The organism is Ruminococcus sp. (assembly GCF_024684275.1).
Genome location: NZ_JAIKXF010000009.1, coordinates 1 through 20,141, shown reverse-complemented (window position 1 = coordinate 20,141; position 20,141 = coordinate 1). Strand labels below are relative to the sequence as shown.

Sequence of the window (20,141 nt, the reverse complement as noted above, 5' to 3'; positions counted from 1 at the left end):
TACAATGTCAAGAAATAGGGTGTTTCCAAATTATAAATAATATTTTTTACCACTAATAATTTAGCTTAAAAACCTGTTTTTATGATAATACTGTACAATGGGAAGAAAAATAAACTGTAGGTTGCTCCAGTTTTTTGCCCCTGATTCAAGAAATTGGACGAGCCAATTTACTAATTATTAATAGAGTGTAAAATTTGCTTGCGTTTCTACATTTTGTATTGACATACGCCCTGTTATATGATATGATATTAATAGAGAAAAGCATAAGTTATACTACTATATTTCGTTTACAGGGAGAGATATTTTTGGCAAACGTACTCGAAGTAAAGGAACTCTCCAAGCAGTACTCAAAGGTGCTTGCGGCAGATAAGGTTTCCTTTGAAATTGCCGAGGGCGAGATATTTGCTCTTATCGGCCCTAACGGCGCAGGAAAGACCACTACTATCAGAATGATCTCAACTCTGCTCACCCCGACCGCAGGCGACGCTTTTGTCGCAGGTCACAGCATCGTTAAGGCTCCTGCAAAGGTAAGGGAATGTATCACCTATCTCCCCGATGAAGCAGGCGCTTACAAGCAGATGACAGGTATCAAGTACCTGCGTTTTATGGCAGGACTTTTCACATCGGATATAGATAAGCTCAATTCATACATTGACCGCGCAAAGGAAATATGCGGTCTCGGCGACAGGCTCAACGATAAGATCGGCAGCTACAGCCGCGGTATGATACGCAAGCTTCTCCTTGCAAGAGCTGTAATGACAAAGCCTAAGCTCGCTATACTCGACGAGCCAACCAGCGGTCTCGACGTTCTCAACGCTATCGAGATACGCAAAATGATAAAAAGACTGGCAGCAGAAGAGGGTATGTCCTTCCTTCTCTCATCACATAATATGCTTGAGATAGAGTTTGTTTCCGACAGAGTCGGCATCATCTCAAAAGGTCACCTCATGGTGACAGGCCGCCCCGACGAGCTGAAGGCTCGCTACGAAGCGCCGAATCTCGAGAACGTTTTTGAAAGGGTGGTGAAAGAGAATGAAGTTCATTAACCTGCTCAAAAAGGAGCTCTCGGAGCTCGTAAACAAGCAGATGATATTCTCGCTTATCTTTACTGTGGCTATATTCTTCATAATGGGCAACGTTATGGAGTCGGCTACAAGTGAGATCATCGAGGAGGCAAAGAGCAATAAGCTCAGTATCTGCAACATGGATGATTCCCCTCTCGCCGAGGAAATGATAGAATCCTTCAAGGAAAGCGGCAGCAAGGTAAATCTTGTTACCGTTGAGGGCGACGATTTCGCCTCTGCCTTTAAGGAACAGAAAAAACTAAAGGGCTTCGTCGTTATCCCTAAGGGCTTCGGTGAGGCTGTTGAAAAGGGTGAAAAGCCCGAGGTCTTCTCCGTAAGCAAGGTACAGGGCGCAGCTGCATTCAGCAATATGACGTCAGGTCCGGAAAATACGCTGTCCTCTGTAACACTTTTCGTTTCACAGAAGTTAGCGGATCAGAAGGGTGTCAGCAAGGAACAGCTCTTGACTATCGAGGATCCTCTTAAAGTTACAGAGCATACCGTAGTTGCTGACAAATCTGCTCAGGTATCTATGGGCTCTATTATGACAAAGCTCATGATGCAGAATATGGTGCTTCCTATCATAGTTGTTCTGCTCATAATGATGACTTCACAGTCCCTTATCTCCTCCATATCCAACGAGAAGATAGACAAGACGCTGGAAACTCTGTTATCCACTCCTGTATCAAGGGGCTCTGTAATAACAGCTAAAATGCTGGCAGCCGCTATCGTGGCTCTCCTCAATGCAGGCGTTATGATGGCAGGATTCACATCATACACAACAGGTATGATGGGCTCAATGGCTTCGGATATAACCTCAAGCCTCCCTCAGGACGCTGCCGAATCAGCAAAGGGCGCTATCTCAGGTATTATGTCCTCAGGTGACGCATTAAAACAGCTCGGACTCCAGCTGGGAGCTTTCGATTATGTGCTCATTGGCGTTCAGCTCTTTATTACAATAATGATATGCCTTGCATTATCAATTATCCTCGGAGCTCTGGTAAACGACTCAAAGTCAGCACAGACCATGCTGCTCCCCATAGTTATGATGGTAATGATACCGTGGATGATAACAATGTTCACAGACGTGAGCACACTCCCCACAGCGGCTAAATACATTATCTACGCTATCCCCTTTACTCACACATTCACCGCCATGCCAAACCTGATGTTCGGAAATACTGCCGCATTCTGGTTAGGTCTCGGCTATCAGATAATAATTTTTGCAGTAGTGATGTTCTTTGCTCTCAAGCTTTTCAAGTCTGACAAGATACTCACTATCTCGCTCAACTTCGGACAGAAGTCCAGGTTCAAAAAATCAAGCAAAACCACCGAGGATTAATCCTCTTCCCTTTCCCCATGAAAAGGCGCAGCAGTTCCCACGCGGAGCTGCTGCGCCTTTTTATTTCAGCATAACCTGTCCGCAGTAAAAAACTCCTTTCATATATGGCGCAAAAAGGAGCTTTTTTCAACGCGAACAGGTTGAATTTCAAAAAAGTTATTTTTAAGTTTGGCACAACATACAACAGGGCAGCCCTGACCGACTGCCCTGTTGTATGTTTTATATAAACCAATTTATGTCTTTAGAGATGTACTGATGTTAAAGGTCTCCAAGAAATTCCCACAGACCGCCTGTGATAAGGTCCCAGATGATATATCCGCCCACAAGGGTGAATACGCTAAGGATAAGTCCTGCGACAGCCATACCCTTGCCGCCCTTGACTATAAGCCCGACAATACCGAATATGATGCCAAGCGCCGCAAATGGGATTCCGCAGACATAAAAGCAAAAGCCACCAAGAATCGACAGTATGCCCATTACCAGCGCTGTTATGCCAAAGCCTGCTGTGCCCTCTTTTTTAGGCACGGTGTACGGGTTGTACATCGGCGGCGGAGGCGGATAATTGCCCTGCGGATAGTTGGGATAGCCTCCCTGCTGTGGATAGCCGTTATATGGCGGCTGACCGCCGTAGTAATTATTCTGAGGATAGCCCTGCTGTGGATAGCCTCCCTGCTGATAGCCGTTTTGCTGTGGGAAACCGTTGTACGGCTGCTGATACGGATCGTTCTGAGGATATGCGCTGTTATTCTGTTCTGTTTCGTTATTTTCGCCGTAATTATTGTTATTCATGCTGTTCCCCCTTATTCAGAAAAAATACTTTAGAATTTATAATGATTATATCATATTAGCTCTAAAAAAGCAAGAGAAACGCAGAAAAAGTTTATTCCGTGCCGCACTTTGACATAAAACAATGTAAAAGTAAAAAGCTATGCATAGAATGCATAGCCTAAACAAATGAAATGAATAAATATAGAAGGGGAATTGGGGGATTACTTAATCCACTTATAATATAACGTTCCAACCTTAAAATAATCTTAAAGTTATCTTAATTTTCTTTAGTTTTTCTTATTTAATGTCTGCTGAGCACAGATAAAAGCAAAACCGCCCTGCGGCGGTTTTGCTGATGAACTATTTTACTGAATATGCAGCCTCTAACGCTATCTCCATCATGTCTCTGAATGTAGTCTGGCGCTCCTCTGCGGTGGTAGACTCACCTCTGAGAGGACAATCCGAGACCGTAAGTATGCACAGAGCGTTCTTCCCTGCCCTTGCAGCATTCATATACAGAGCCGCTGCCTCCATTTCTATAGCGAGAACTCCCATTTTCTGCCAGTCAGCAAGACTGTCTGCGTCATCGTAGAAGGTATCGCTGGAGAGGATATTTCCTACGTGGAAGCTGCTGCCCTTAGCCTCTGCCGCCTTTACAGCCGCAGAGAGAAGCTCCCATGAGGCTGTCGGAGCATAGGTGCCCGGCAGTCTGTACTGTGACGCATAGGCGGAGTTGGTGCTTGCACTCATGCCTATTATCACGTCGCGGAGCTTTACTTTATCGGCTATGCTGCCTGCTGTGCCTACTCTGATTATATTATCAACATCATACTCGTTGAAAAGCTCCCATGAATAGATACCGATAGAGGGCATACCCATGCCGCTGCCCTGTACGGATACGGGGACTCCCTTGTAGGTTCCCGTAAAGCCTAACATTCCCCTGACCTCGTTGTAGCATACGGGATCATCAAGGTAATTCTCGGCAATGAATTTTGCTCTCAGGGGGTCTCCCGGCATGAGAACTGTCCTGGCGATATCGCCCTTCTTTGCGTTGTTGTGTGGTGTCGGCATAATTAGCCCTCCTTTTTAGTAAATAATACATGGAGGCGACGCCCGCATCGCCCCGTTAAGTCACGAAACAAATCAGGCTGATATGAGCATCAGCTCCTACAGATAAACAGCTTATCTTCTGACGAGCTTTTTTGCTGTATCGATTATAGCGTGGTAATTGATGAACATTACAAGTGCAAACAACAGGAACAGCCAGAGCATACAAAGCTTCGGAGCACCTATGACGAGGACGCTCATAAGCAGCAGCGCTACCGTATTCACTACTGTCTTTATTATATCAAACCTGAACGGCACATAGTACCTTGCGTCTATCATTCTTGCGCCGTAGCAGATTATATAGCTGAGGAATGTGGCAAATGCAGCCCCCTGTATGCCCCATTCCGGTATGAGAAAGTAGTTCATAACAAGGTTTACCGAGCAGGCAACAAGAGCTGTCCACGAGGAGTTTCTTGGGTGCTTTGTAGCAGAATAGATACCGCCGAGGAACTGGTTGAGTGACATGAATATTACTGCGATAACAAGTATGGGCGTATACATATAAACGTCTGCATAAACCGCAAATTTATCAGACGGCACAATAAATGACGTTATGGGCTTTATAATAAGGAGAAGTCCTGCGGAAGCCATGAAAAGTATAGCTTCATATGCGGAATAGACCTTTTCGTAGAACTTGTTTCTGTCGGCGGAATTGTTTTCCGTTATAGCGGACATACTCCACGCCTGATAGAATATGGTCGATACCATTGAGATAAGACTTGGTATCTTGTTTGCGTAGTCGTAGATACCTGCCGTACCTGTTCCGAGAACTACCCTGTCGCTTTTCATGTTGTTGATGAAAAGTCTGTCGGAAAGGCTCGTAACGGTCCACATAACAATAGTGGGTATCAGCGGTGCGGCAAAGCTAAGCATCTCTTTTCCAAGCTCTGCATTGAAATAGCGCATACCTGTATATTTGTGGAGTCTTGCTGCAATAAAGAGGAACACCGTGGAACAGGCGTCTGACAGGATAGCTGCCAGCAGAAAGCCCTTTACTCCCCAGTGATTGTGGGATATGAAGATAAGGTTGAATATCAGCAGTGTAAGTGTGGCAAGTATGCCGTCTATTGAGAACAGCTTTACAAGGTCTCTTGCACGGACGAAATTCTGACACAGCATTCTCAGCGATGACATGATCACATAGATTATGAGTATTACCGTAAAGCCCTTCATGTAGCTGAGAGAATGCATTTTGCTCAGGAACGGCACTATCAGCGTCATAAGCATCATACCTGCTGAAGTTATGATAGCCGAGGTGGTGAATACCTGTCTTTTGTCGTATTCCTTGTCAAGACCGAAGCGGATAAGGTACTCCTGCAATGCAAAGGTGAATATGGGCTGTAAAAACAGCAGTGAAAGCTCAAGAAGTCCCTTCACACCAGATTCCGTATCACTGAGATTAAGGGCATAAAGTCTTGTCAGCAGAAGATTAAGTATCTTTGCACCAAAGCTTCCGATAGCAAAAATGCCCGTATTAAGCGCAAGCTTTTTATATTTATTCATTTTCCACACTCCGAAAAATATAATACGCTATTATTATAGCATATAAATGTGAAAATAGCAACAATCGCGGAGAAAAAGTGCAGTGAATATTAATTTTGACGCGAAAAAGGCTGCGGCGGCTCGCCGCTTATATCATATAAATGTGAAAATAGCAACGATCGCGGAGAAAAAATAAACTCCCATTGCCGGGAGTTTATCGTTATCAAAATAAGTCGCTGATCCCCGAGCTTATGCCCAGTGAAGCTGCAAATATAAGTATCAATGCGGCTATGGCAACAGAGATTATAGAGAGTATAAGACCTGTTACAGCCATGCCCTTTCCTGCGGGACCTTTCTTTATAGCTACTGCACCCAGGATAAGTCCTACAAGTGCAAGCAGGAATGCAACAGGATAGAAGCAGCATGAGCAGAGTATCGCACAGATACCCAACACCATTGAAGCTACCGAAAGTCCTACGCTGCCCTCAAGAGGCGGCTGCTGCTGATATGGATCCTGCATATACGGAGAGCCGTAGGGATTTCCGTTCTGATAGAAATTCTGGGGACCGTACTGATTATTTGGCTGCTGTCCGTACGGATTGTTCTGAGGACCATAGGGAGCGCCCTGCGGCTGTCCGTATGGGCTGTTCTGAGGACCATAACCCTGATTGGGCTGTCCGTATGCATTATTCTGCGGAGCATTCTGTGCGCCGTAGCTGTTATTTGTCTGGTTATAATTATTCTGAGAGTCATAACCGCCGTTATTATTCTGTCCGTAAGTATTGTCCTGCATATTGTTCTGAGCTGTATAGCCGTTATCCTGTGCCGGCTGATCGCTGTATCCGTCCTGCTGTCCATATGGCTCAGAATTGCTGTTCTGCTGATCGTTATCGTAATTGTTATCCATATTACCCTCCTAAAGGCATATAATTTACTTGATTATACCATTTTTCGTCACCTTTGTCAACAAAAATAAGCTCCCGCCGAAACGAGAGCTTATCTGTTCATCTTTTAAGATATCGGAGCAAGTGCAGGCACGAAGTTCCTGACTATATAATAGACAACGAAAAGACCTATTACTGTCAGCCACACCCATGTTTTTCTTGGAAGAAGCTTTATATCCCTGCCGAATACCGCTGCTAAGTTCTCTATGTAGAGGAGACACAGCAGCAATCCGAGAAAAGGTATTGTAGCGTTGTTCCTTATGGCTGTCCAGATGTGACCATGCAATAAAGCAATGGTGCTTCTGGTATTACCGCAGCCCGTACACCAATAACCCGTGAGCTTATGGAAGCTGCACGGCGGCATATGCCCTGCAAACCCGATTATGTGATCTCTGAGGACAAAGACGACCAATGCCAGAAATGGCACAGCAGCCGCAATTGCTATTCTCAGACGTTTAGACATATCTTACTTGATGATGAAAAGTGCGCCGTTGATTTCCTTGAGCATATCCTTGATAGCTTCACCAAAGATAAGAGCGATGATAACACCTGCAATGCCAAGAACAGCACCTACGATACCGCAAACGAGACCTGCAATAGCCATTCCTCTGCCTGCTTCGTTATTCTTCATAACGAGAGCGCCAAGAGCGATAGCGATAACGCCGAGGATAAGACCGAGCCATGCAGAAAGGCAGCAGCCAAATACTACGGCGCAGATACCGAGTACCATTGAAGCAATAGCCTTGCCCTTAGGACCGTCCGGTGTAGGCATACTTCCGTTGTATGGATCAACGGGTGCCTGTGGTGCCTGATTGAAATCAGGTGTTGCATTCTGCTGATCATTGTTGTAATTGTTATCCATGATAAAAATCCTCCCTAAAGGTAATATAACAAGTAAAGTATACCACTTTCGTCGTTTTTTGTCAATAGATAAGCCTAAATTTATTGAAAAAAATTATGCGGTAATATGTATATTTTATTGCTGTGCTCCATGCGCTAAGGAATGCATATATACACAAAAGAGAGCGGCACTGCCGCTGTTCAGACGGCAGTGCCATAAATTAAGGAGGTTGTATTATATCTAATATGCGAAGAATTTCAGTTATTATCAACCCTGCTCGCTGAGGAGGAGAGAGATGCGGTTCTGAAGGCTGCTGATGATCTCCTCTGAGCTCTTTTCGCCCTCAAAGAAGCCCTTAGCCTCCTCCATGATGATATTCTGTATCTCGGGATCGAAGTTGTCAACTATAGTTGTAGTGTTCATGATATAGTCAACGAGCTTGTTCTTTTCGTCCTCTGTGAGAGGCTCAACGTCAACAGACTTGTTAGATGTCATATCATAGTAGCTGTAGTTGTACTCTACCTTCTTTCCGTTCTCATCAAAGTAGTATGGCTTCTTTGTGGCAGCGTCTGCCATTTTGTCAAAGTTTGACTTGATAGTCGGGAAGCCGCTTATGTAATATCTCTCATTGTCCTGCTCTTCATCTTCTTCGTCAGGAGTCTTGAAAAATCCCTTGATGAGCTCCCAGCAGGCATCTTTATTATCAGAGTTTGTAAGGATAGCAAGGCTCTCGGAAAGCATGAGAACACCGCCGTTGCCGCCTACGGAAGGACAGCCGATGAACTTGACGTCTTCCTTGTCGAATCTGCCCTTGTACTGACCGATATATGAATCAAAATCGTAAAGATATACATTCTCAATGAGCTGTTTGTCCTTCATGAAGTTATCGTTGTTGAATGTCTCCTGAACAGACTTGTCATCATCCCAGTCGATGATCTCGTCCTCTTTCGGGAACTCATTGGCAAAGTCGAGAAGTCTCTTGAATTCAGGAGAATCAAAGCTGCAGGTGCGCTTTTCGTAATCTATACAGCTGCACATAGAGCTGAGAAGCATCTCGCTTATCATTTCCTTGCAGTCGAGAGATGTAAGGGATACGCCATCGGGCTGCTTCTTGTATGTATCTATCATCTCGTCGATAGTCCATGTATCCTTATCGAAATTCTTTGACTTGATAATGTATGTCTGTACTTCAAATGCTGTAGGAAGTGAAAGGGTTTTGCCGCCTATCTTGCAGGCTTCGAGGATATTCGGCATGATAGCGTCAGTATTTATCTCGCTGTCCTTAGAGAGATATTCGTTAAGGTCAACGAATAGTCCCTTGTTCGCAAGGTTCTTGATGATAGCCTGATTCTGGCAGACGACCATGTCAGGGGCATTGCCTGATATGATGTCCTTTTTGAGCTGCTCCTCGCCTGAGCTGTTGTACTTCTCTGCCTCTTCATCATAGTCATCATACTTGCTGTAGTCTACCAGCTTGAAGCGCACTCCGTCGTGGGACTTGTTGAAATCCTGTACCTTGCTCTTTACATTAGGATTATCGTACATTACGCCGATAGTGACCACCTTTGTGTTCTCCATTTCGGAAACGTCGCGCTTTGTAAGTCTGTAAAGAACGGCGCCAGAATCACTTGTATAATCCTGATATGCAATAACATAATCGCCGTTTTCCATAGGAATGATAGAGTTTACACCGCCGTTTCCGAGGTCGGAATCCAGCCAGTTGATTATCTCCTCGCCCGAACCGTCCTCTTTGACGCCGCAGAGAGCAGAAGATGTACTAATAAGGAACTTGTAATCGCCGTTTCCTGTGAAAAGTGTACCGATATTATCGGAAAGTCCTGCCTTTTTAAGCTCAACAACATCGTCCTTCGGCTTTAATGTATTGACATCAACATATTTTACAGCAGAATCATATTTCTTGAAATAGCCTGCTGCTGCAATAGTTTCATCGTCGATAAGAGCAATGCTGTCAATAAAATTCGCGTCAAGACCGTCAAGCTCGCCGCTTATCTTTCCGTCGGTGCCTACGATGACATATTTATTATCCATTGCGTTTATCTCACAGATGACCTTGCCGTTGCCGCAGGGATACATACGTCCCATTCGCACGTCGCCGTCCTCGTCGGAATACTCGTCAAGACCTGCGATGTCGTTCGATGACTTGATATTGCCGTCAAGGTCAACAGTGTAAAGCTTGTAGCTGTACTTTATATGGCTGTAGAATTCTTCAAAGTTAAAGCTCTCATAATCGAAGTTGGGATCCTCAAAGTCCGGTTTCTCCTGACCGCCGAAATCTGTAAAGGTAGCAAAAGCAAGGATATCGCCGTCGTGAGATACTGCGGTATTGAAGTATACCTCATCGTCCTCCTTAACGCCGAAGTCGATCTCAAGAGGCTTGATGTCCTTGAACTCGTTATCCGAGATATAAAATGTAGGTGCGCTGTTGTGCTCAGAGCTGGCGGTGATAAGTATTCTGTTTTCGTCAATCCTGTCAATAGTATTGATGTTGTCTACATCAGTATCGAGCTCTACTGCCTTGTAGGAAGCCGCCATGAGCTCCTTTGCTGTCTTGGAGCTGCCTTTGCCGGTATTTTTCTTATCTCCGCATGAGGCTGCTGAACCTGCGATAAGTGCCAGTGCTGCTGTAAGTGCTGTGATTCGGGTTGTGAATGATCTCTTCATAAGTTTTCCTCTTTTTCTTATTTTTTATTTTTACTTTCTTTTGTTTGCTCCTGTTTTTCTTTTTCGGAGCTCTCTTTGTTCTCTTTCGCGCTGTCTGAGCGCTTTTTTCTCAACTCTGCTGTCTTTGCCGATACAAAGCCTCCAACAGCCTTTCCGAGTCTGTCTTTCTTTCGCATAAACGCTCTGTAAGCCACTGTAATGAGCCATAACAGCGTTATCAGCGGTATAGCAAGGAGGAGCCTGCGCCCTCCGTAGATGAATGAAAGCTTGAATTCCACCATTCTTGAAGCATTTTCCCAGAACGGAAGGACTATGCCGTCCTTGCGGACAACGCTGTCATCAAGCCGTTTCAGAGCCTTTATCCTGGGCTTGGATTCAAAGCGCTCTGTATTGTTTACTATGCTTATCTTGCCCTTGTACAGCTCTGAGAGGTCCTTTTTCATAAAATTATAGGTAAAGTTCTCAACGGGCTCGGGGCTGATACATTCATAGCAGGTGATCTCTCTGAAATCAGAGGTGATTCCCGTATCTTCATTGAGATCATCATAGCCGTCGCCGCCGCCTAAGATAAGTCCTGCCGCATAGTAGGATATATATGCCCTCGGGGTGCTGCCTACGCAGCGTTCCTCGGGATCGGTCCGGGGAGCCTCGATAACTCCCGAAATATAAAGCTTAATGCCATTGATATATATGCTCTTGCCTGCGATGTTATCCGTACCGTAGATATTCCATGCAAGCTGACGGTCAATGACCACTCCGTCCTGCATGAGATCGTCCTCGGAGAAGAACGCACCGCTGACAAGTTCAAAGCCCCGGAACAGGAAGAAATCTCCCCCTGAGGCTGTTATCTCAGCCTCAGACCGTTTTCCCGTTTCTCCCGTAACAGTGAAGCTTCCGAGCATTGCACTGTAGGCATCGGGAACAAGCTTCTGCCTTCCATTGGGATTTACCGCAGACTCCTTGAGCTTCTCCATAAGCCTTGCCTTGACGCCCTTAGCTTCGTTTCTGTCAAAGCCTGCGTCACTGCTAAAAAAGCAGCTTATCTGCGAATATTCGCCCTTGCCGTCGTTTTTCCAGTTCTCATGAGCGTAATTGTACCGCTGAGACCTTGCGGCGCTGTTTCCCATTGCCGTCAGTATCAGCACTCCCGCAACAGCGGCGGCGTTCACTGCGGCAATAACAATATGAACAGGTCTGAATCTTTTTTTCATCAGATCCACCGCCTTATTTATCCTTCATGCGGACCTGATCACCGGGACGGATAGGCTTGCTTGACGCTGTGATAACATAATCGCCTCTGTTAAGGCTGCCTGATACTGCACTGGACACCTCGTCCTTTGCCTCCTCGGTCACAGTTACCTTTTCAGCGTAATAGCGGTTGCCGAGAGGAGTGTTCTTAGAGCGGACCACAAGTACATAGTCGTCGCTGTTATCGTCTATTACGGCACTCTTTGGTACTATGGTATCGTATGTGCCGCTGCCCAGCGGGATAGAAATATCAAGAGTGTCTCCCGATTCAACGTTTCCTGTTACCGAGAATATAAGGTCCTTTTTCTTTGCTCCTGCCTTTGGGTTGCTCTTTATCTCGGAGAGAACGGCTTCAACATCACCGCTGTAATTGTTCATTATATCGGCAGTAACGCCCTTCTTCACCTTTTTGAGCTTGTCGGCATCAACGGTGAGCTTTACGGTATAGCCCTGATCCACAAGGTCTATTGTGGCAAGAGACATTTCGTCGACTGTTTTATCGTCGGTCTTTACATTTATTAAGCTTACAACGCCGTCGTACTTTGATTTGATCTCGGTAGCCTTAGACTCCTTCTTCAGCTTTTCGTATTTTTCCTTTTTCTTTTCCATGTCCTTTTTAAGGGACTCGATGCTGAGGTCTGCCTGCTTTTCCTTTATGGAATCGCTCTTTTTGGTCTTGTTGAGCTCGATTATCTTCTTTTCAAGCATATTCTGCTTTTCGATAACGCTTGCCGCAAGAGTTTCGTAACTCTCCGCGCCTGCTCCCTCAGATGCAGAATCTGTGTAAGCCTCTATCTCGCCGTTCAGCCTTAAAGCCTCGCCGGAAACCTCACTGAGGCGTGATGTGAGCTCACTGCGCTTGCTGCTCTTTGCCTCGCTGTAAACGCTGCTTGCGGAGTCTCTTACTGCCTGCTTTGCATCGGCATCAGCCTTTGTTATCTCAACATTCTCGTTTGTATCGAGAGCCTTTTCGTAAAGGGCATACGCTGCCTTGTATTCCTCCTCAGCAGCCGAATATGCACTGTAGAGTGAGGGCAGCTCGCCGATAAATTCGGGATCAGCCTCATCATACATATCCGAATTGATAGCCTTTACAGCTGTTTCAAGCTTTGTCTGGAGAGCGGAAAGTCTTGCATACTCAGCCTTGTTTGCCTTGTATCTTTCCTTTTCCGCAGCAAGTGTGCCTGCATTGTTCCTTGCAGCGTCACGCTTTGCGATGAGAGCGTTTATCTCATCTCTTGCCGCCTTTATCTCCTGATTGTCCTCAGAATAGTCAAGAGGCTCTTTCAGCAGGGCTGTTTCGTACTCAAGCTTTGCCTTGTCGTAATCAGACTCGGCAAGCTCAAGGGCTTCGCTGCCCACAGCATTAACGGTAAAGAGGACGTCGTCCTTATGTACCTCCTGTCCCTGCTTTACGTGTATCTTCTCGATAACCCTGTTGGCGTCGGTCTTAACCTCATAGGACTGGTTGGACTCAACGACGCCCGTATCTCTGATGCGCTCGGTAAGCTTTCCCGATGCGACCTGCTCTGTGGATATTTCGGGAAGGGACTTGTTCATTATGGTGTTTGAGAAAAATGTGAGCACCAGCATTAATGCTAAAAATACTATAATAAGTGTCTTTATGAGCTCACGTCTTTTGGCAGGGGACTTTTCTTCTTTTTCGCCGCGCTCTGCCAGTATATCCTTAACTTCTTTTGTTTCGTTCATATTATTACTCCTTCTGAGCTGTGACTTTTCCACATCAGCCCTTGATTCCGCCAGAATAGGTTATTCCCTCTACGAGGTAATCCTCACCGTAGAGGAACATCAGCACCGTAGGTATCATGTATACCACTCCTATCGCAAAGGCAAGACCTATGTCTTTTTCGTTTATCTGCGAAAGGAATACGGAAAGGGGGTGAAGCGTTGATTCCTTCATAAGTACAATGGGCTGTTCCACCATGTTCCAGTAGTCTATGAATACCAGCATGGCAATGGAAACTATAGCGCCCTTGCACAGTGGGATATATATCTTGGTAAGTATCTTGAATTCTCCTGCGCCGTCAAGCTTTGCCGCCTCAACATAGGATATTGGGATACGGCGCATTACCTTTGTCAGCAGGAATATGCTGAAAGGAGAGAATATCGCAGGAAGTATTATTGAAAGACGGGTATCCAGCAGTCCGAACTTATCCGCAACAAGATAATTCGGAACGAGTGTTACCTGATAAGGCATTATCATTAATATAATGTATGTAAAGAATATTATGCCCTTGAACTTATTCGGATACCTTGAAAAGCCGTAAGACGTAAGTATCGCCACAGCCATCTGGAACAGGGTTATGGGAACTGTCAGCCATACCGAATTCCAGAACTTCATGAGATAATCCGAATTCTGAATGAGGACCGCCTTGTACTGGTCAAATGTTACCTTGTCGGGAATGAATTTGAGGTTTACATTCGTAGAGATAAAGGTCTTTTTGTCCTCTGTCATATTCGAGAGCATAGCGCCGTAATTGGCGTTTATCTCATTTGAAGTCATAAAGGAGTTTGCCAATGTGAGCACCGTCGGCAGCAGGAAAAGCATAGCCGCTAACAGTACAAACCCGAATACTAATATATTTAATACTTTTCTTCGGCGTTTTATCGCCATTCTTTTCAGCTTCATCAGTTCTCCACATCCTTTCCGAAGATATTCTCGGCAATAAGGAGGACTGCCATGACAACTATCATAAGAAGTGCGAACAATACAGCCGCCGCTGAAAGCTTCTGATAATCAAGGCTGTTGAAGGTATTGTTCATGAAATGCTGGAGCATATAAAGAGAATCGTTGGGGTAATTTCCTGTCAGGAGGTATACCTCGCGGAATATCTTGAATGAGTTTATCATTGAAAGTATCATTACGAACAGGATAGTCGGCGAAAGATACCTAAGCTTTATATGTACAAATTTATAGAAGCTGCCTGCACCCTCAAGGTCTGCTACCTCGATAATATCCTTAGGTATCGCACACAGCGCCGACATGAACAGTATCATATTGTAGCCCAAGTTCTTCCACAGGAACATACATATTATAACAAGCTGTCCGTGAGAGGACTTTATCCAGTCTACGCCGTGCCCTCCCATAGCCTCAATTATCTGGTTCACAGTTCCGTGATTATGGAACAATACCTGCCATACAAGAACTACAGAAGCTGTCGGTACCATAAGAGGACTCAGGAAGAATGTCCTGAATATGCTCTTTCCGGGGATATTGCGTTCAAGAAGCATTGCAAGCCCCAGCGAAAGTATCACCGAAAGAGGTACCGATACCAGCGAGAAGAACCCCGTGTTCTTCGCCGCCTTCGTGAAAGCTGAGTTGCTGAACAGCTTTGTGTAGTTTTCAAGTCCTACGAATTCTTTCAGAACAGGGTTGTTTATCAGTGAATAGTATATTACGATACAGAACGGAATCAGAAAGAATATCATTACTCCCAGCAGGCTGGGGATAACACATACGTTGCTGAATATCCTCTCTCCCTTTCTTCCGCACTGATTTTTTGTCTTGTTTTTCATTTTTAACACAACCTCGCAAAAAATCTTATGTCGATGCAAACCTTTTCTCATTCGTTTTTCGGCAGTTCTATATATATTGATTTACCAACTAAATCCCGTATCTGATACTTCGTCTGAACTTCAAGATTTAATTGCTTCATCAATAAGTGTTTTTCAAAGCCGAAAAAGACGAAGCAGAGAAATACTTTTTTATTTTAACTTTTCTTCTGTTCATCACCTGCTAATTATTCTGTATATTCCATACCAAGCCACATTGATAAAAATAATTTCTCCAAGTACTTTACATATTTAAAATAATACAACATTGATAAAGACTTGTCAATATAATGAGCGGCAATTTTTTATCTTTTTCCCATTATGTAATATAAATGGCTGAAATTCGGGAGATTTTTTGTTAAAAGCAATGGCTGAGCACTGTTCTCTATACCATCTTATCCCCTTTACATTCATATCATACTACAGAAACGTGACATTAACGTGACTTTTAAATTACAAAATCGTCACTTTCCATGTATTATACCCGGTCATTCTTATTATTTGCCTGCCAAAAACCTTAATTCTTTCTTAATTTCCCTTAGAACTGCGCGCGCATTTCAATCTCTCTATTATATTAGACGTCATTAGCGGCTGTTTTGTGACATTATTTTTACATTTCATTATATCAATCGGCATTTTGTCATTCGTGCAGTTGAGGACAGCACTTTTTTTAGTGATTATGACTTTTTTTCAAAAGTAGTATTGACAATTAGCTCCGATTATGATAGAATATTTCATGTTGAAACGCCGTGCGGGTGTAGTTCAATGGTAGAATGTCAGCCTTCCAAGCTGAACACGTGGGTTCGATTCCCATCACCCGCTCCATTTTTGCGCCTTTAACTCAGCTGGATAGAGTAACTGCCTTCTAAGCAGTAAGCCGCTGGTTCGAATCCAGCAAGGCGCGCCATTCCGAAACTCTCCGTTACTTGACTCCATCTAATGGAGAGCTTCGTTTTTGTTTATTGAATATGGTGGGTGTAGCTTAGCTGGTTAAAGCGTCGGATTGTGGTCCCGAAGACCGTGGGTTCGAATCCCATCTCCCACCCTCATGAAATAGGCACTTTCGAGAAATCGGAAGTGCTTTTTTCGTTGTTTTCCTACATTTTTCCTACACTTTTTTGCTATGCTTGCAAGATCAAGTACGGATAAAGGCAATAATAAATCAGCAGAATAGATCTTTCGTTCATCGGGCTAACGGTTCTTCTGTTAAAGCGTCTTGACTAATATTTTATAGCTTGTTATAATATTATAAAAGATAAGGAGGTTCCTTATGTCAGATACAAGAGAGCTTCTGCCTGTTCTGCTTTCAGAGAAGAGCAGAAAGATCAAAGGCAGCATATATAACAGGATGCAAGTAGACTTTGCTTATAACTCCAACCACATCGAAGGCAGCAGACTTACCCACGACCAGACCAGATATATCTACGAGACTCGAACTATCGACGGAACAGTTCATGTTAACGATGTATTTGAGGCTGCAAATCACTTCAAATGCTTTGACTATATCCTTGATACTGTTAATGAACCTATAACCGAGGACTACGTCAAGCAACTACACCGTATGCTGAAGAATGGTGTTATGGACGACGACGAGGATTACGCAGTTATAGGCGACTATAAGAAGTATCCCAATGAAGTCGGAGAGATTGAGACTGCTTTACCGGAAGATGTCTCAGATCTTGTAAAAGAGCTCCTCAGCAGGTTCGACAACAAGTCTGCTCTTGACCTGTATGATGTTGCCGAGTTCCATGCAGTGTTTGAAAAGATACACCCATTCTATGACGGAAACGGCCGTATAGGCAGGCTATTAATGCTTAAACAGTGCCTCGCCAATGATATTGTCCCCTTCTTTATCAATGAAGATATCAAACATTTCTATTACGTAGGACTGAAAGAGTGGCAGCTCGAAGAAAAAAAGAATCGCCTGCTTGACGTGTGTCTGTCCATGCAGGACGATATGAAGGCTATCCTGAACTATTTCAGAATAGAGTACGACAGAACAGAACTGACAGCAAAAGATTTGATAAACAAGCATATATAAGGCTAAGTCCCCGCACTCGCGGGGACTCTCTGTTTTACTCTTCGTTGCTGCTGTCAAAAAGGTCGGTGAAGCAGCTGGTGATATAGTCCATTTCATTCTTCTTGGCAGACTCATCACTGTGACTATACACATTAAAAGTTGTAAGGAAGTCACTAAAAGCACGCAAATAGTAGTCAAATTCAAGTTGTTCAATAAATATCTGCATAGTTGACGCTGCTGAAGTGCTGTAAGCATGAGGAGCTCTTTTTGTAGTTTCCTCGAAAGAGATATATTTTCAAGCATATTGTGAAATCCGTGAATCTTTGCTGCGTACTTTGCCATTGTCTTAAAGACTATAATTATATCTGACACATATTTTACAGAAAGACCTGTCTGTATTTTGTTTTCTATAAACGCATTTATCATTGGCGTACAAAGTAGGTCATAACGTAAGCCGCCAAACTCTGGAATTATATGTTTCTCCACCTTCATGCGATAATTCGCATAAGTAGAGGGCTTTACACGGCGTTTTACCGCTAAGAGCCATTCGTCAAAAAGCTCTTTTACCGTCAAATTACTGACAATTATTGAAGCAGCAGAGGCAGTTTTTATTGTCAGTAACTTCTCCTTGACTTCTGCGTAGCTGTGACCATATACAGAGTGATACTTTGCCTTGCCAAATTCAGTATATCCAGTTTTATATCTTCCCTCCCAGCACCCATCGCGGCGCTTATATTATGTTTTCACCTTTTCTCGGCATATTCTACCTCCAGTATAAATGACCATAAATATGACGGCTTAAAGCTTTTTGTATATTACACATTCTACAAAAAGGATATATTATGATTGTAAAAAACTACAAAAAAGCGAATCTTGTGTATATTGTTCACAAAATATTATTGAATATATTAAATGATAATGTTATAATAAACACAGAAACGATGTCGCAAATGCTTGAAATTTGCGGCTGTTTTATTGTAAAAATCACTATTATAATCACAATTATGACTATATACTATTATAGTCTAAAATACGACTATTTTCAAGTAGTCGAGTATATTTTATAATAGTATTGGTGATATTTTTATGATAACTTACAAGCCATTATGGAATACTATGAAGAAAAAAGGCGTTTCTACCTATACGCTTATCAATAAATACAACATCAGTAGCAGTACTATACATCGTCTGAGACACGATCAGGGTGTAACTACGCAGTTGATAGATGACCTTTGCAAAATACTGAATTGCAATGTCGAGGACATAATAAAATACGAACCGTCTGATGAAAGCTAATAACAGCTATCGACAGACGGTTTTGTATTTAGCATTAAAATTGCTCTGCATAAAAAAGAAAAGAGTACTTTTTATCAGATCTTATGTCTCTTGACTGCCCCTCCGCATACTGGTATAATATTATTGATATCTTTACCAAAATTCCAAAGGAGACATAATGGATAAGAAATATTCAGCTCAGATAAAACTGAGCCTTGCCGCACTGATATTGTTCATCGGTACCTTTATTGCAGGAACGTTCTGTGACAGGGCTGCGGCGGAGACTCTTTTCTCCCCTGATAATACAATTGCAAAGCTAATAACGACGCTTGGAATCTATCCTTTTTATGCGGCACAGGTGCTTTTCTGTGGAGCTCTTTTTCAGCGGATAAATAACTTGGATAAAAGAAGCCCGTTCAGAATGTCAATGTGTGCGATCTGCGTTTTCTGGACGGTATTTATCGGATATATCGGCGGTCGCTCCCTCACCTCCGCAAACAACTTAGGCAGCATATTTCCCTCCGTTACAGGCAGTCTCCCCGTTATCATCATACTGAGTATGATACTGATGTACCCATTGTTTTTTGTAGGGTACTCTGCGTCAGAAAAATCTGAGGACAAGCTGCTTGCAAGAAGGATACTGGGGCTTTTTTGCGTACTGCTCATCGCATATATATCAATGGAGCTGCTGAAGAACTCATTCCAACGTCCGCGATATCGCACGGCTGTACTGGGGTATGATGGCATACCCTTTGTCCCATGGTACAGACCGTTTGAAGGTGCGAAAGCAGCAGCCGCAGAATACGGCCTCAGCGCCGACGAGTTTCGCTCCTTCCCAAGCGGCCACAGTATATTCAGTATGCTGTCCATGTGCATACTTCCCTCACTTGCATGGCTCTTCCCTAAGTTTGAAGGCAAGCATATCCGTTTTTTCTTCTGCGGGATTGTTTTCGGCATCATTATAATGGCCACCCGAATAATACTGGGCGCGCATTATCTCAGCGATACCTCCGCAGGAGCTGTTATAGGCACCCTGTCATCAATAGCTTTCTCGGCAATACAGATACACATATCAAAAAAGCAGCTCTCCTGATGAGAACTGCTTATTTTTTTGCGGTAGTTCCATTATAAAACTCGCTTGACTAATATAAAGCTATATGCTACAATTATAAAAATCACTTCACGGTCTGTATAAACAGCGGTAGAAAGGAATATAGGCACAGATAATGGAACAGAGAGAAATGATCGATAGAGATACATATAAGAAGATGAACCGAGAGGAGCTGACAAAGTTCATTCTCAAGTACGGGGATGAACTCCTCGGAGAACAGGGCAAAACCATTGATCTCCCGGCTCTTGAAGCAGAGCTGAGCAAGATCAAGGGTATCGGCAGTAAGCGCCTTGAAGAAGTAATGACTGTTATTGAGAAATTCTTAGAAGAATAAATATATCAAAGATTTATTGGACGGCATAACGCCGTCCGCTTTTTTTGGTCAGTATTTGGTAGGTTCCACAAGAATAGACTTGTTGGAGTTACTGATGAATGCTATAATTATCATATCAGACAATTTTGGAGGACGAGAAAACATGAAAAAAACAAGAATTATAGCATCAGTCTTGGCATCTATCCTTGTAGGTACTTCGTTTATTTATATAAATGAGTATGCATCCAATACTATTTTTGCAGCAGACTTATTAGATTATGAAGAATATACTGAGGAAAATCTGAAGTATAAGATCTATGCCGATCATGTCACTGTCGGCAGATGTGATGAAAAAGCAATCGGTGAGATAA

The 20,141-nt window shown here is 43.6% G+C and carries 19 protein-coding genes, 3 tRNA genes and 1 pseudogene; 10 read left to right on the top strand and 13 right to left on the bottom strand.

Annotated features, from left to right (window positions below; all coding sequences use genetic code 11):
* Window positions 1-305 precede the first annotated feature (305 nt).
* Window positions 306-1,046, top strand: a complete 741-nt coding sequence (locus tag K5677_RS00810; protein ID WP_296723557.1) for an ABC transporter ATP-binding protein — start codon at window positions 306-308, stop codon at window positions 1,044-1,046.
* Window positions 1,033-2,406: an ABC transporter permease gene (locus K5677_RS00805; protein WP_296723554.1), complete on the top strand. Its 1,374-nt coding sequence runs from the start codon at window positions 1,033-1,035 to the stop codon at window positions 2,404-2,406. The genes K5677_RS00810 and K5677_RS00805 overlap by 14 nt, the downstream gene beginning before the upstream one ends.
* Before the next feature lie 258 nt (window positions 2,407-2,664).
* Here the strand turns inward: K5677_RS00805 and K5677_RS00800 are convergent, their stop codons facing one another.
* The 11 genes from K5677_RS00800 to K5677_RS00750 form a co-directional block, all read right to left on the bottom strand.
* Window positions 2,665-3,195: a hypothetical protein gene (locus tag K5677_RS00800; RefSeq protein ID WP_296723552.1), complete on the bottom strand. Its 531-nt coding sequence runs from the start codon at window positions 3,193-3,195 to the stop codon at window positions 2,665-2,667.
* 339 nt (window positions 3,196-3,534) lie between these two features.
* Window positions 3,535-4,245 carry a purine-nucleoside phosphorylase gene (gene deoD / locus K5677_RS00795; RefSeq protein WP_296723550.1) on the bottom strand — a complete coding sequence of 237 codons (711 nt, stop codon included), beginning with the start codon at window positions 4,243-4,245 and terminating at the stop codon, window positions 3,535-3,537.
* Between the two features lie 111 nt (window positions 4,246-4,356).
* Window positions 4,357-5,784: a polysaccharide biosynthesis C-terminal domain-containing protein gene (locus K5677_RS00790; RefSeq protein WP_296723549.1), complete on the bottom strand. Its 1,428-nt coding sequence runs from the start codon at window positions 5,782-5,784 to the stop codon at window positions 4,357-4,359.
* Window positions 5,785-5,986: 202 nt separating this feature from the next.
* A complete protein-coding gene (locus K5677_RS00785; protein WP_296723548.1) occupies window positions 5,987-6,670 on the bottom strand; it encodes a hypothetical protein in 684 nt (227 codons plus the stop codon).
* Between the two features lie 104 nt (window positions 6,671-6,774).
* Window positions 6,775-7,170: a DUF2752 domain-containing protein gene (locus K5677_RS00780; RefSeq protein ID WP_296723547.1), complete on the bottom strand. Its 396-nt coding sequence runs from the start codon at window positions 7,168-7,170 to the stop codon at window positions 6,775-6,777.
* A 3-nt stretch (window positions 7,171-7,173) separates the two neighbouring features.
* Window positions 7,174-7,569, bottom strand: a complete 396-nt coding sequence (locus tag K5677_RS00775) for a DUF4190 domain-containing protein (RefSeq protein WP_296723545.1) — start codon at window positions 7,567-7,569, stop codon at window positions 7,174-7,176.
* A gap of 246 nt (window positions 7,570-7,815) precedes the next feature.
* Window positions 7,816-10,230, bottom strand: a complete 2,415-nt coding sequence (locus tag K5677_RS00770; protein ID WP_296723543.1) for an extracellular solute-binding protein — start codon at window positions 10,228-10,230, stop codon at window positions 7,816-7,818.
* A gap of 17 nt (window positions 10,231-10,247) precedes the next feature.
* Window positions 10,248-11,441 carry an ABC transporter permease gene (locus tag K5677_RS00765; protein WP_296723541.1) on the bottom strand — a complete coding sequence of 398 codons (1,194 nt, stop codon included), beginning with the start codon at window positions 11,439-11,441 and terminating at the stop codon, window positions 10,248-10,250.
* Between the two features lie 13 nt (window positions 11,442-11,454).
* Complete coding sequence (locus tag K5677_RS00760) at window positions 11,455-13,188, bottom strand: biotin/lipoyl-binding protein (RefSeq protein ID WP_296723539.1); 1,734 nt, start codon at window positions 13,186-13,188, stop codon at window positions 11,455-11,457.
* Between the two features lie 34 nt (window positions 13,189-13,222).
* Window positions 13,223-14,128: a carbohydrate ABC transporter permease gene (locus K5677_RS00755; RefSeq protein ID WP_296723538.1), complete on the bottom strand. Its 906-nt coding sequence runs from the start codon at window positions 14,126-14,128 to the stop codon at window positions 13,223-13,225.
* Window positions 14,128-15,015, bottom strand: coding sequence for a sugar ABC transporter permease (locus K5677_RS00750; protein WP_296723536.1), 888 nt, complete (start codon window positions 15,013-15,015; stop codon window positions 14,128-14,130). The genes K5677_RS00755 and K5677_RS00750 overlap by 1 nt, the downstream gene beginning before the upstream one ends.
* Before the next feature lie 787 nt (window positions 15,016-15,802).
* Here K5677_RS00750 and K5677_RS00745 point away from each other — a divergent pair.
* The 4 genes from K5677_RS00745 (at window position 15,803) to K5677_RS00730 (ending at window position 17,092) form a co-directional block, all read left to right on the top strand.
* Window positions 15,803-15,876 (top strand) — tRNA-Gly (locus tag K5677_RS00745).
* Between the two features lie 5 nt (window positions 15,877-15,881).
* Window positions 15,882-15,958 (top strand) — tRNA-Arg (locus tag K5677_RS00740).
* A 63-nt stretch (window positions 15,959-16,021) separates the two neighbouring features.
* Window positions 16,022-16,097 (top strand) — tRNA-His (locus K5677_RS00735).
* 224 nt (window positions 16,098-16,321) lie between these two features.
* Window positions 16,322-17,092: a Fic family protein gene (locus tag K5677_RS00730; protein ID WP_296723535.1), complete on the top strand. Its 771-nt coding sequence runs from the start codon at window positions 16,322-16,324 to the stop codon at window positions 17,090-17,092.
* A 34-nt stretch (window positions 17,093-17,126) separates the two neighbouring features.
* Here the strand turns inward: K5677_RS00730 and K5677_RS00725 are convergent, their stop codons facing one another.
* The gene (locus tag K5677_RS00725; RefSeq protein WP_296723533.1) at window positions 17,127-17,297 is read right to left on the bottom strand and encodes a hypothetical protein; all 171 of its coding nucleotides are present in this window, start codon (window positions 17,295-17,297) and stop codon (window positions 17,127-17,129) included.
* A 206-nt stretch (window positions 17,298-17,503) separates the two neighbouring features.
* Window positions 17,504-17,644, bottom strand: a pseudogene (locus tag K5677_RS14405) (N-terminal phage integrase SAM-like domain-containing protein); the annotation flags it as partial.
* A 513-nt stretch (window positions 17,645-18,157) separates the two neighbouring features.
* Between K5677_RS14405 and K5677_RS00720 the strand changes: the two are divergent.
* The 4 genes from K5677_RS00720 to K5677_RS00705 all read left to right on the top strand — a co-directional run.
* Window positions 18,158-18,367 (top strand): helix-turn-helix transcriptional regulator, encoded by a 210-nt coding sequence (locus K5677_RS00720; RefSeq protein ID WP_296723532.1) that lies wholly within the window; start codon window positions 18,158-18,160, stop codon window positions 18,365-18,367.
* A 157-nt stretch (window positions 18,368-18,524) separates the two neighbouring features.
* Window positions 18,525-19,439, top strand: a complete 915-nt coding sequence (locus tag K5677_RS00715) for a phosphatase PAP2 family protein (protein WP_296723531.1) — start codon at window positions 18,525-18,527, stop codon at window positions 19,437-19,439.
* 148 nt (window positions 19,440-19,587) lie between these two features.
* The gene (locus tag K5677_RS00710; protein ID WP_296723530.1) at window positions 19,588-19,791 is read left to right on the top strand and encodes a hypothetical protein; all 204 of its coding nucleotides are present in this window, start codon (window positions 19,588-19,590) and stop codon (window positions 19,789-19,791) included.
* Window positions 19,792-19,933: 142 nt separating this feature from the next.
* Window positions 19,934-20,141, top strand: a 208-nt coding sequence (locus K5677_RS00705; protein WP_296723529.1) for a hypothetical protein, incomplete at its 3' end; no start/stop codon positions are given.